Genomic DNA, 11,788 nt, shown 5'->3' on the forward strand with positions numbered 1-11,788 from the left:
CCCTCGCAGAAATACCCCCAACCCTAAAACCAGGTGAGGTAAACCGATGAGCGAAAACCCCGATGCCATCCGCGCAGACATAGAAGCCACCCGGGTCCGCCTGGGCACCAACGTCGACGCCGTGGCCGACAAAGTCACCCCGTCCAACATCGTCCACCGCCAAACCGACAAGGTCCGCGACGCCGTGACCGGGGTGAAGGAGAAAATCATGGGCGCAGCAGACCACGCCACCACCAAGGTCCACGACACCACCGCCACCGGGACCGGACACACCACCAACGCCCTAAACACCGCCGGCGACAACCTCCACCAGGCAGGAGACGCGGTCTCCGCGAAACTCTCCGACGCCGGCCAGGCCGTCTCCAACGCCCCGGACCAGGTCAAAGCCAAAACCGCCGGGAACCCCCTGGCCGCCGGGCTCATCGCGTTCGGCGCCGGCATGCTCATCTCCTCCCTGATCCCCGCCAGCGAGAAAGAACGCGAAGCCGCGGACCAACTCAAAACCGCCGCCCAGCCCCTGGCAACCCAGGTCACCGACGCCGCCAAAACCATGGCCCAGGACCTCAAGGAACCCGCCCAGGAAGCCATGGACAACGTCAAAGCCACCGCCACCGACGCCGCCCACAACGTCAAAACCGAAGGCCAAAACGCCGCCACCGACGTCAAAGACCGCGCCACAGACGCCAAAGACAACATCCAAAACACCTAGTCCGCCAGCGTAAAACGGACTACAGCGAAGCCGGTTCTGCATGATGCGGGGCCGGCTTTGCCGTCGTTCGGGCCATCACCAACGGCCCGGGGGCTCTTAGGGGAGGCTAGCGCTTGCCCTTCTTGCGGGACCCCTTGCCGCGGCCCTTATCCGGGTTGGGGGCATAGCGCTGTGCCACCTTGGGCGCTTTCTTGGTGCCGGTGCCACGGCGGTCCGGCTTGGGTTCCTTCTTCACCTTCTGCGGCTGCGCGGAGGGCTGGCGGGAGCTCTGCGCGGTGCGGCCGCGGACCACGCCAATGAACTCCTCCAGCACGTCGTCCGTGGCCTCCGCAGGCCAGGCCAGGGCGATTTCGGTCCCCCCCGCCCCTGTAAGCCTGCGCGCCACCGTGTCTTTGACGTTGAAGTGCCGTGCCACTGACATCGGAAGGATCACCAGGCCGGCTCCGGAGGCCACCACCTGGAGGGCCGGATCCGGTCCGCCCAGGGTTGCAGGATCAAGGAAGGATTCCTGTGCGAGGTCGGCAAGCGCCACTTCCTCGAACACCGAGATCTCATGGCCTTTCGGGGCAACCACCACGGGCTGCTCCTCGTACAGCGGGATAACGCTGAGTCCTTCGCGCTCAATGGGAAGACGGACGAAGGCCATGTGCGCCCTGCCGTCGTCCAGCACGTCACGCTGCACGCCGTCGTCGACCATGAATGCTTCAAGGGGAATATCCGGCATCCGCTCTTCCCAGCGGCGGATCCACTTGCCCGGCGTCACCCCTGCCACGTACGCGATGCGCAACACGCGCTGGGCCGCATCCTCAGGGGTGGGCTGGCCATCGGGCGTGGGGGTATTGTCGGCGGGCACGTCTTCACAGTACCCGCCGCCCGGATACCCTTGAAGCATGACCTCTGCAAACTCCCAGTCCATGAAGCCGGCCACCGTTGCCAAGAAACTTGGCATCTACCTGCCGGCCACCCCGCAGGAGTTCCAGGATTCAACGATTACCCGCGAGGAATTTGCCGAACTCCAGGCCAACCCGCCGGAATGGCTTGCCGAACTCCGCCGCAACGGGCCGCACCCCCGCCCGGTGGTGGCGCAGAAGCTGAACGTTTCCATCAGCGGCCTGGCCCGCGGCGGCGTGGAGGAAGCGCTCACGACGGCGGAGATCACCGCGCTGCTGCAGGCGCCCCCGCAGTGGCTCGTCACCGAACGCGCCACGCACGCGGCCGTCCGCGCCGAAGCCCAGCGGGTCAAGGACGAGGCCGCGAAGAAGCAGGCCAAGAAGGACCGCGCCCAGGCCTGATTGCCAGCCCCTTAGTCCTGGTGGATTTGGACGTAGTTGCCGCAGCCGTCGTCGAACACGGCGCTGGTCCCGAATGAATCAGTGGTGGGCGGGGTCTTGAAACTCACCCCGGCGGCCATCAGCCGGTCATACTCCGCCTGGACATCGGGGACGCCGAACACGATGGCAGGAAGGCCGGCCTCGCGGACGGCGTTCATGTAACTGGCGCCGATGGGGTTGTCGCTGGGTTCCAGGAGCAGTCCCACCGAGCTGTCCCCCGCCCCCGGATCCTTAATGATGTACAGGTTGTACTCCGGCATGGCCATCAGGGTGTCGAAGCCGAGTGTGCCGGTGTAAAAGGCGTGGGCGGCCGCGGGGTCCTGGACGTGGATGCTGCACATTTTGAGTCGCATGGTCCCACGGTACCGCCCATCGCCGTGACTCCCAGGCTGTGCGCCCCCCCTTTCGCAGCCATTGACGCTGTGCCCGGAAGACGGTCCAATGGAAAGACCAGCCCGGGCTTTCCGGCCGGGGCCATGGCTTAGTGGGGAATGGCGGGCGCGGGAGGTACAGGATGTCGATCTTGGCGGAGTCCCTGAACCAGGGACTGCTTCACGGTGCATGGGCGGTCCTGCTGTGCGGTCCGGTGCTGGTTGCCACCGTCGCAGCCACCGTGTTCGTTGTACGACGCCGGTCCCTGGCGCCTGCAAGCGACGCAGCGCAGGCGCCCGACCAGCTGTTTTGGGACCTTTTCCTCGGGTCCTGCGTGGCCCTTCCTGCGCTCGTGATCCCGGCCCTGGTGTCGCCATGGGCGGGATTGGTTCTGGCCGTGGCAGCGGCCGCCTCCGGCATCGCCGCATACCGGGGCAGCCCCCGGATCCTGGCGTGGCGATCCGGCCGAAGGGAGCACAGGGAGCGTCTCTCCGCCCATCAAGCGGCCCGGATCCAGCATGAGGAGCTGATGCTGCGGTGGCAGCGCTACGAACTGGATCCCGGCTTTAGCATCGACTATCCGGCCCTGACCGACGTGCGGCTGCCGGAAACGTCCGCACTGATCAAGGCCATGCGAACCGCGGACCAGCTGCGGACAGCCTCGCACACGGGCTACCCGGCCGCCGTCGGAAGCCTGGCCGCCTCGCTGGCAGCCGCCGAACGGGCGGCCGGAATTCCTGCAGCCCTGCCGGCCGAGCGGGCCGGCTGACGTTAACTGCTGTGTCGAAGGGGTTGGATTGCTTCCGAGGCCCGGCGATAGCATCCCAGGATGAAGCCTGAGGAACTGCCTGCCCATGACCAGTACGGTCGGCTCCTGGAAGACCGGGGAGTCTGGCGCCAAGCCACCACGCTGGAGGCTGCCGGTGAGCTGACGGCCCGGTGGCTGGAAGGTGGAAGTTCATACCAGCCTGGACATTTCGCCGCAGTCTTTGACGCAGAGACCAAACCCATCGCCGCCGCGCTGGCGGAGCTGAACCGCAATGGGCTGTTCACCAAGGAGTCCCAGCCGGGCATCCTTGGCGATGGTGCCGCGCAGCGCCAGTACGTGACCGGATTCTGCGGCGCCGAAACCGCGCGCGGCTTGCTGGCGCTGTCCACCCGGACTGAACTGGTCACCGTTGCCCACGCCCCTGGCGAAGCAAGCAGCGCCGCCATTGCGGTGACCGTTGCGGGAACGGAGATCGCCACGGTGCTGGGCTCCAGCGAGAATCCCGTGACGGACGGGCAGATCCAGGATTGGGCCGGGGAGACCAACGATTCGCTGGCCCTCCTGCTCGCTGATTCCTGGTACGTGGAGATCCTGGATCCCGTGTGGGGACGCAATGACGTGCTGCTGCCGGCCGTCCTAAAGGCATTGAAAAGGGCGGAGCAGCAGTAGCCGCCCCGCCCCGCCCAAAGCCGGCGTTACAGCTCCACGGTGCCGCTTTCGCCAACGCTCATGCGGCTGTTCGTCACCTTGGACTTGACCCACTGCAGGACCGTTGCGGCAGTGCCGCCCGGACTGGTCCAGTACTCCGCCGAATCCGAGTCCACCCGGAGGAGGCAGACCTCGGGGGTGTCCGGACCGTCCGGGAACCATGCTTCGACAACCTGGTTCCACATCTCGTGGATCTTGGCGCGGTCGGTGACCACCTCGGCGGTCCCTGCAACGGAAACCCATTCGGTGCTCTTGCCGAAGGCGACGTTGACGCGGGGATCAGCCCGGACATGGGCAACCTGGGAGGTGCCGAGCCCGGTGAAGAACCACATGTCGCCGTCGTCCTTAACCTCCTGGACGGCCAGCGGGCGGCTGACGAGGGCGCCTTCTTCGTTGATGGTGGTGACCATACCGATCTTGGAATCGTTGATGATCTCAGTAACCTTGCTGATGCTCTGCGCGTCAGTCATGCCTCACCTCGTTCGTCGAAAGTAGGGGAAAGTCCCCGCCGCCAGCCTATTAGTAAGCATGCTTATTTACCAGCCGGATGCCACCGGAACTTTGGCCACCTCGGCGATGCGCGCGGCCGTGATGCGGCCCATGCGGATGGCGCCGTCCACGTGCTGGTAGCCTTCCGCCGCAAGGTCCGACGAGGACCAGTAGATCGGGCCGACCGGGGCATGCTGGTCCCTGCCGTAGCGGTGGAGGCCTCCAAGGTCATAGCTGGCGGCGTAGGCGCCACGGGTCCATTCCTCGGAGCCCCAGTCGGACTCGTAATAGACGTCAGGAGTGAGGGCCTCCTCGCCCAGGTAGCCCGCAATGGATTCCAGGATGGCCTTCCTGCGGTCCTCTGCGCTCAACTCGAAAACGGCATCGGCCTTTTCATCGGACACGAAGCCCACCAGGGTGCCCCGCGGGTCATCGAAGTTCGTATTGTCGTACACCTCCTGGACCAGGGCATCCGCGCCGAAGCCGGTGCCGGAGAGTCCCTTTTCCCGCCAGAACGGAGTGCCGTAGACGGCGTGCACCTTGATGACCAGGCCCAGGGACTGGTGCTGGTGCATTTGGTGCTGCCGGCGCGGCAGCGGCGGGTTGAAGGAGACGCGGGAGTAAAGGTTGGGCGGCACGGCCATGATGACGAAGCGGGCGTTGACCGTGGCACGGTCCGATTCGACGGTGACGCGGTGGCCGCCCTCCGCATCCGGCTCCCAGTTGATGGTGCGGACCGGCGAACTGAGGACGACGTCGTCACCCAGTTCCTGCGCCTGCAGCAGGGACACCTGCTGCATCCCACCAACCACGCGGCGGTCCAGGATGAAATCCTCGTCAGTCAGGTGGGTGAAGGAGCCGGCCGAAGCGGCCATCAGGACCGCCTGCAGGGCAGAGAAAGAGTGTGCAGGCTTGGTGAGCATCCCGCCGGCGATGAACAGGCCAATGTTCCTGCAGGCTTCCTCGTTGGCAGAGTTCCGGCGGAGCCAGTGATGGAAGGAGATCGTGTCCAGTTCACGCGCCTTGGGGTGGGCCCAGGGTTGCGTGGGTCCAACCTCCGCGGCGAGGCCATCCAGCAGTGCCACCAGCCGGTCCATTTCGACGGCGGTGTCCGGGTCCACGGGAAAGGTGTCACCCGTGTAGCGCACGGGTGTGCCGTCCGCGCCGATGTAGATGGATTCGCCTTCGCGGTAGCGCGGGTAGGTCTCCAGGCCCAGTTCCTGGAGCAGTTCCAGGAGGGCGGTCTGGTCCGGGGAGACCCACTGGCCGCCGATCTCGAGCATGGCTCCGTTCACGGTGTCGGTCCAGGTGCGGCCGCCCACCCTGTCGCGGGCCTCAAGCACGGCGACCGTGAGTCCGGCCTTCTTCAGTTCGCGGGCGGCGGTGAGTCCGGACGGCCCGGCTCCAACGACCACAACGTCGCGGTTCAGGTTCAGCATGATGTCCTCTCTGCGGCCCCGGGTGACGGGGACCATTAAATGAATGCCATTCATTTAGTAGGAACTATAGCCCGTGCCTGCCGGCAGGGGAAGTGCTGGATGGAATAATGCAGGGGACGACGACGGAAAGGGCAGGAATGCCGGCAGTATCAGCCGCACAGGGGCGCTCCACCAGCAATGGCGGAGCGCCGAGGAGGCGGGCGGGCCGGCCCTCGGCGGCAGTGCTGGACAAGGCAGGGATCACAACGGCCGCGCTGGAGCTGGTCGGACGCAAGGGATACGACGGACTGACCATGGCCGCCCTCGCCAGGGTGCTGGATGTGGCACCCTCCGCCCTCTACAACCACGTGGCATCCAAACAGGACGTGCTGCTGTTGGTGGAGGATCACCTGATGTCGCTGGTGGACGTCTCAGGCTTTGAGGGCGGCAGCTGGGAAGATGCCGTTCATACCTGGGCATGGAGCTATCGGGACGTCTTCGCCGAACACACTCCGCTCATTCCGGTCATTGCAGTGCTGCCGGTAACAGACGCCCCGCAGACCCTCGCCATGTACGAGACCGTCAGCAAGGGTTTTTCGGACGCCGGATTCCCGCAGGAGCGCATCATTCCTGCCATCGTGGCGCTGGAGTCCTTTATTTTCGGCTCTGCGTACGACGTTACGGCCCCGGAGGACATCTTCGATTCCGGGTCCATGGCCGGTTCCACGCCGTACTTCACTGCCGCCGTCCAAAGCTCGTCGGGGGCGCCTCGGGAGTCCTCCAGCCACCCCGAAGCCGGCCACCGCGACCATGGCCGGCAGGCGGATACCGCCTTTCAACTGGGCTTGGACGCACTGGTCTCCGGTCTGGCCGCGCTGCGCCGCTGAGATGCACGATTTGGCGCGCCGAGGCAGGTATCAGCATTCCCTCCCTCGTGGGGCTGCACCTTCCTACTATGGCGTGGGGCGGAGGAACGTTTCGCCAAAATAGGAGAAGACGTGCGGACAGGACAAGACCAACCGGCCGGGCCCCATGCGCAGCGGGGCGTGGGATCCACTGCGCCTGCCGCCGCCACTCCGCTGCTGACGTCGTCCGCCGCGCTGTGCTGGGGCCTGCAATTCGCTCTGCTGAACCCCGTCCTCGCACTGTTGCTCGTCGCTTTGTACGACGCCGGCCCGGCCGATGTCGGATGGGTCCTCGGCGTGTACAACGCCAGTGGGTTCGTCGCGGCGCTGGGCATACCGTCGTGGGCCGACAGGAGGAAGGACTACCTCCGGCCCCTCCTGGCGTGTGGAGCCCTTACCCTGGCCCTCGCCATAACCACAGCCCTCCCGGTTGCGGTGGTGGCCCTCGTCGTCCTCGGCGGTCCCGCGGGCGTCGGAGTGTCCCTCCTGTTCGCCGATATGAAGCATGCCAAGGCTGCCCCTTCCGAGGTGATCAACACGCGCGCCATCGTGTCCTTCGCCTGGGTAGCGGGGCCGCCGCTGGCCACCTTCATCATGGCCGCCCTGGGAAACCGTGCGATCCTTCCTGTGCTGGCCGTCATCGCCTTCCTCAACATGGCCACCACCGCGGGCATGATCGCCAAGCGACGCGCAGCAAAGAGTATGGATCCGGACCCGGATCCGACGCTCCACGCCACCGGGCAACCGGTCAGCCGCACGGCCGTTGTCCTCATTGTCAGCGGCTTCGTGGCACTGCAGGCGACCAACAGTGCCGCGGTATCGGTCATGAGCCTCTTCGTCACCGAACGCCTCGGGCTCCCGCTGATATGGTCAGGCGTCGCGCTGGGAATCTCCGCCCTGCTGGAGATTCCTGCACTGCTTATTATCGGAAGGCTGAGCCGCCGGTTCTCAAGCCAGACAATCCTCGCGACCGGCTGCGTCGCCGACATGGCCTATTACGCTGCCATGACCGTATTGACGGGACCCGTGCTGCTGATCGGCGTCCAACCGCTCAACGCTTGGTTCTTTGGAACCGTTGCAGGCATTGGACTGACCTTATTCCAGGACCTTATCCCTGGGCCCGGGCTCGCGTCCGGTTTGTTCACCAACACCAGGCGCATCGGAGCGATTGTCTCCGGTGTGATCATCGCGGCCGGCCCGGGCCTCGGCCTTGGATACCAGGGCGTGTTCGGCATCTGCGCCGTCGCGGCTTTCGCGGCGCTCATCCTCATTGGACTGTCGCGTGGGACGGCTCCGAAGGCTTGACCTGGCCCATTCGGCACTTCTTGTAATACAAGTTTTGTACTTGTATCCTTTGTTGGTGGGCGAAGGAGCCCCGCGCCGCCACTAGGAGAATCCATGAGCACTGTCGACCTGATCCGGCACGTGAAGCTGTCCACCGCCCGACTCCCCCTCGCCGTTCCCATCAGTGACGCCAAGGTCTTCACCGGCCGGCAGAAGCCCATGACTGAGGTGGTCTTCCTGTTCGCCGAGATCACCAGCGAACTGGGCCATTCAGGGATTGGCTTCAGCTACTCCAAGCGGGCCGGCGGACCGGCCCAGTATGCACATGCCAAGGAAGTTGCCGAAGGCCTCATCGGGGAAGACCCGAATGACATCGCCAGGATCTACACCAAGCTGCTTTGGGCAGGCGCGTCCGTGGGACGCTCAGGCGTCGCCACCCAGGCCCTCGCCGCCGTCGACATCGCTTTGTACGATCTCAAAGCGAGGCGCGCCGGCCTGCCGCTGGCAAAGTTCCTCGGCTCCTACCGGGACTCCGTGCGGACCTACAACACCTCGGGCGGTTTCCTGAACGCCACCCTGGACGAGGTCAAAGCACGCGCCACGCAGTCCATCGAGGAAGGCATCGGCGGCATCAAAATCAAGGTGGGCCTGCCCGATTCTGCCGAGGACCTCCGCCGCGTGGCCGGCATCCGGGAACACATCGGTTGGGATGTCCCGCTGATGGTGGACGCCAACCAGCAGTGGGACCGCGCCACGGCCCTGCGCATGGGCCGCCGGCTCGAGGAGTTCAACCTCATCTGGATCGAGGAGCCCCTGGACGCCTACGACTTTGAGGGCCATGCCCACCTGGCACAGGTGCTGGACACTCCCATCGCCACCGGCGAAATGCTCGCGTCCGTGGCCGAACACAAGGGCCTCATTGCCGCCAACGGCTGTGACATCATCCAGCCGGATGCCCCCCGCGTCGGCGGCATCACCCAGTTCCTCCGCCTTGCTGCCCTGGCGGATGAGCGCGGCCTGGGGCTGGCGCCGCACTTCGCCATGGAAATCCATTTGCACCTTGCTGCTGCCTATCCGCACGAGCCGTGGGTGGAGCACTTCGACTGGTTGGATCCGCTGTTCAACGAGCGCCTCGAAACCAAGGACGGGCGCATGATCGTCCCGGACCGCCCCGGCCTCGGCGTCACCCTCAGCGGGCAGGCCCGTGCCTGGACCACTGAGAGCGTGGAATTCGGCGCCTAACCCCCACGCCGTAACCTTGAGCCATGAGCAGGAACCTCACCGCGGACCTCGCCGCTGAACTTCGCACCCGCATCGTTGACGGCGTGATCCAGCCGGGTGGGAAGCTGCCCAGTGAAAACACCCTGATCAGTGAGTTCGGCGTTAGCCGGACGGTAGTCCGCGCAGCCCTGACCCGCCTCCAGGCCGAAGGTCTCGTGGAAACCGAACGGGGGCGGGGCAGCTTCGCGCTCACGCCGCCGTCGGACGGCCCGCTGGCCGTGCCGGGTGTCCGGCCTGTGGCCACCACGGAGGACAGGCTGCACCTGCTGGCTTTCCGTATGGGTGTTGAGACCGAAGCGGCCGCCCTGGCTGCCCGGAACCGTACGGACAGGCAGCTGCGGGCGGTCGGCACGGCACTGGAGGCCTTCACCGAAAGCGCAGGCCACCCCGCCCATGCCATGAAATCGGATTTCGAATTCCACCGGGCGGTGGCGGCAGCCTCCGGCAACCCCTATTACTCCGATTGCCTGGCTGCGCTGGGGCAAACAATGATTGCCATGCCGCGGACCCGCCTGATGACCGGCGTCGAGCATTACGCCCGGGACCATTTCGACCAGGTGGTCCAGGAGCACCGGTCCATCCTTGAGGCGATCACCGATGGCGACGAAGCTGCCGCAGCGGCAGCGATGCGCAGCCACCTGGCCAACTCACGACGCCGGTTCAAGGCTTCGGCACGCCCGTCCACACGGCAGGACGCTTCGCCGTCGGATCCCTAGGGTTGTTCGCGCATCCGGTCTTCATACGGACGGATCCGCGAACCAGCCCATGATTGGCCAGGAACGCAGAAGAGCCCCGGTCCTAAGACCGGGGCTCTTCCATTGCGTGCGCGAGGGGGGATTTGAACCCCCACGCCCTTTCGGACACTGGCACCTGAAGCCAGCGCGTCTGCCGTTCCGCCACTCGCGCGCAACTTCCTCCACTCGGCCGTTCCGGTTTCCCGTTCCGTGCCTCGTAAAAGCAGCGAGATCAAGCATAACGGACAGGTGCCGCAAATTACCAATCGGCCGAACGCCGCCCTCCCATAAGCCACCTGGACCGCAATTAAAACGCGTGGAAGCAGGTAATTTCCGGACGGCAACCGCACCGGGATGGCCGCCCCACAGCCGCCAAAGACAACCACCCTTCCGAACTTTTGCCAGCGCCCGGCCGTTGTTGATTAAGGTCATTCGCAGGGCTGGCCATTAGTATCGGATGTAGGAGTGGCCACTTCCGGCGGGCATCCCCGCACAGCGGTGGGGTGCCCCGCAGATGATGGCCGGCAACAACTACTGCCCCGGAGCCGGGGGGAAAGGAGAAGCACCATGGGCCTGCTGGACAAGGTTGAACGTGGCATTGAAAAGGCCGTCCGCGGCGTCTTCTCCACCGGTTCCAAAGCCCAGGTCGAGCCGGTGGAGATCGCCAGCCGGCTCCGCCGCGAGGTGGACCACAAGGCCCTCACCGTGGCCGCCGGACGCACGTTGGTGCCCAATGTCTTCGACGTCCAGCTCAGTGACGATGACTTCGGCAGGGCGCAGGAATGGGGCACGCCCCTGGCCGAAGAACTCTGCGACGTCGTCATCAACCACGTCCGCAGCCAGGGCTACACCCTCCAGGGTCCCGTCCGCATCTCGTTCCACCGCGCCGCGGAACTCCGGGCCGGCGACTTCGAAATCGCTTCCTCGACAGAGAAGTCCCAAGGTTCCGCCCCCGCCCAGTCCAGGCCCAACGTCCCGGCGGCTCCGAGCCGGCAGCCGGTCAGGCTCCAGCCGGTTCTGGATATTGACGGGCAGCGCTACTCGCTGAACGCCCCGTCCATCGTCCTGGGCCGGTCATCCGAGGCAGACATCCTCATCGAAGACACGGGGGTTTCGCGGCGCCACCTGGAGATCCGCACGGAGAACGGAGTCACCAGCGCCGTTGACCTGGGGTCCACCAACGGCAGCTATGTCAACGGCCAAAAGGTCTCCGGAAGCACCGAACTCACTGACGGCTCCACCATCACGATGGGACGGACAAAGATCATCTTCCGCCTGCTTCCTGCCAACCAGGGTGGCCACGCATGAGCGACCTCACCATCACCGCGCTGCGGTTCGGTTTCCTGCTGCTCCTTTGGGTCCTGATCTTCAGCATCGTCTCCGCCATGCGCCGGGACCTGATGCTGGGCCGCAAGGCTGCAGCTGGCGCACCCACAGCCCGCCAGCTCCGGCGTAACCCCGAACTGGCCGAAACGCCTCCGCAGCCCGTGAAACAGCAGGCCCGGCAGCTGGTGGTGCTGGAAGGACCGCTCAAGGGCAGGACCCTCCCACTGGCAGCGAGCCCCATCCTGCTGGGACGCGCGCAGGAAGCAACCCTGGTCCTGGAGGACGATTACGCCTCCGGCCGCCATGCCAGGCTCTTCCCACAGGGAAGTCGCTGGTTCATCGAGGATCTTGGCTCCACCAACGGAACCTACCTGGGAGACCAGCAACTTACCCGTGCCCTGCCTGTCGAGCCAGGGGTACCCGTGAGGATCGGCAAGACGGTCATTGAATTGAGGCCGTAAC

14 protein-coding genes and 1 tRNA gene are annotated in these 11,788 nt (G+C 65.6%); 10 read left to right on the forward strand and 5 right to left on the reverse strand.

The window, feature by feature from the left end; all coding sequences use genetic code 11:
* The first annotated feature begins 46 nt into the window (after window positions 1–46).
* Complete coding sequence (locus tag J2T23_RS17815) at window positions 47–709, forward strand: DUF3618 domain-containing protein (protein WP_307362161.1); 663 nt, start codon at window positions 47–49, stop codon at window positions 707–709.
* 106 nt (window positions 710–815) lie between these two features.
* Here J2T23_RS17815 and J2T23_RS17820 read toward each other — a convergent pair whose 3' ends face one another.
* Window positions 816–1,637 carry a LysR family substrate-binding domain-containing protein gene (locus J2T23_RS17820; RefSeq protein ID WP_307362162.1) on the reverse strand — a complete coding sequence of 274 codons (822 nt, stop codon included), beginning with the start codon at window positions 1,635–1,637 and terminating at the stop codon, window positions 816–818.
* On the opposite strand from J2T23_RS17820, the gene J2T23_RS17825 reads away from it, so the two are divergent.
* Window positions 1,600–2,001: a DUF5997 family protein gene (locus tag J2T23_RS17825; RefSeq protein ID WP_159629326.1), complete on the forward strand. Its 402-nt coding sequence runs from the start codon at window positions 1,600–1,602 to the stop codon at window positions 1,999–2,001. The two genes, J2T23_RS17820 and J2T23_RS17825, sit on opposite strands and share 38 nt — an antisense overlap.
* Window positions 2,002–2,012: 11 nt before the next feature.
* On the opposite strand, the gene J2T23_RS17830 is transcribed toward J2T23_RS17825, so the two are convergent.
* Complete coding sequence (locus J2T23_RS17830; protein WP_141158772.1) at window positions 2,013–2,393, reverse strand: VOC family protein; 381 nt, start codon at window positions 2,391–2,393, stop codon at window positions 2,013–2,015.
* A 161-nt stretch (window positions 2,394–2,554) separates the two neighbouring features.
* Between J2T23_RS17830 and J2T23_RS17835 the strand changes: the two genes are divergently transcribed.
* Window positions 2,555–3,181, forward strand: a complete 627-nt coding sequence (locus tag J2T23_RS17835; RefSeq protein WP_307362164.1) for a hypothetical protein — start codon at window positions 2,555–2,557, stop codon at window positions 3,179–3,181.
* Window positions 3,182–3,241: 60 nt separating this feature from the next.
* Window positions 3,242–3,850, forward strand: coding sequence for a DUF6919 domain-containing protein (locus tag J2T23_RS17840; protein WP_141182867.1), 609 nt, complete (start codon window positions 3,242–3,244; stop codon window positions 3,848–3,850).
* 26 nt (window positions 3,851–3,876) lie between these two features.
* Here the strand turns inward: J2T23_RS17840 and J2T23_RS17845 are convergent, their stop codons facing one another.
* Together J2T23_RS17845 and J2T23_RS17850 are read right to left on the reverse strand one after the other, a co-directional pair.
* Window positions 3,877–4,359, reverse strand: coding sequence for a pyridoxamine 5'-phosphate oxidase family protein (locus tag J2T23_RS17845; protein ID WP_307362168.1), 483 nt, complete (start codon window positions 4,357–4,359; stop codon window positions 3,877–3,879).
* A gap of 66 nt (window positions 4,360–4,425) precedes the next feature.
* Window positions 4,426–5,853, reverse strand: coding sequence for a flavin monoamine oxidase family protein (locus tag J2T23_RS17850; RefSeq protein ID WP_307362171.1), 1,428 nt, complete (start codon window positions 5,851–5,853; stop codon window positions 4,426–4,428).
* Between the two features lie 101 nt (window positions 5,854–5,954).
* Between J2T23_RS17850 and J2T23_RS17855 the strand changes: the two genes are divergently transcribed.
* The 4 genes from J2T23_RS17855 (at window position 5,955) to J2T23_RS17870 (ending at window position 9,982) form a co-directional block, all read left to right on the forward strand.
* A complete protein-coding gene (locus tag J2T23_RS17855; RefSeq protein WP_246839816.1) occupies window positions 5,955–6,683 on the forward strand; it encodes a TetR/AcrR family transcriptional regulator in 729 nt (242 codons plus the stop codon).
* A 111-nt stretch (window positions 6,684–6,794) separates the two neighbouring features.
* Window positions 6,795–8,006 carry an MFS transporter gene (locus tag J2T23_RS17860; RefSeq protein WP_307362174.1) on the forward strand — a complete coding sequence of 404 codons (1,212 nt, stop codon included), beginning with the start codon at window positions 6,795–6,797 and terminating at the stop codon, window positions 8,004–8,006.
* 93 nt (window positions 8,007–8,099) lie between these two features.
* Window positions 8,100–9,227: an L-talarate/galactarate dehydratase gene (locus tag J2T23_RS17865; protein ID WP_307362176.1), complete on the forward strand. Its 1,128-nt coding sequence runs from the start codon at window positions 8,100–8,102 to the stop codon at window positions 9,225–9,227.
* A 23-nt stretch (window positions 9,228–9,250) separates the two neighbouring features.
* Window positions 9,251–9,982, forward strand: a complete 732-nt coding sequence (locus tag J2T23_RS17870; RefSeq protein ID WP_307362179.1) for a FadR/GntR family transcriptional regulator — start codon at window positions 9,251–9,253, stop codon at window positions 9,980–9,982.
* Between the two features lie 107 nt (window positions 9,983–10,089).
* Here J2T23_RS17870 and J2T23_RS17875 read toward each other — a convergent pair.
* A tRNA-Leu gene (locus J2T23_RS17875) sits at window positions 10,090–10,172 on the reverse strand.
* A gap of 395 nt (window positions 10,173–10,567) precedes the next feature.
* Here J2T23_RS17875 and J2T23_RS17880 point away from each other — a divergent pair.
* Window positions 10,568–11,308 carry an FHA domain-containing protein gene (locus tag J2T23_RS17880; RefSeq protein WP_307362182.1) on the forward strand — a complete coding sequence of 247 codons (741 nt, stop codon included), beginning with the start codon at window positions 10,568–10,570 and terminating at the stop codon, window positions 11,306–11,308.
* Window positions 11,305–11,787 carry an FHA domain-containing protein FhaB/FipA gene (locus tag J2T23_RS17885; RefSeq protein ID WP_141158780.1) on the forward strand — a complete coding sequence of 161 codons (483 nt, stop codon included), beginning with the start codon at window positions 11,305–11,307 and terminating at the stop codon, window positions 11,785–11,787. The genes J2T23_RS17880 and J2T23_RS17885 overlap by 4 nt, the downstream gene beginning before the upstream one ends.
* Window position 11,788 lies beyond the last annotated feature (1 nt).

This window comes from Pseudarthrobacter niigatensis, from assembly GCF_030812615.1.
GTDB lineage: Bacteria > Actinomycetota > Actinomycetes > Actinomycetales > Micrococcaceae > Arthrobacter > Arthrobacter niigatensis.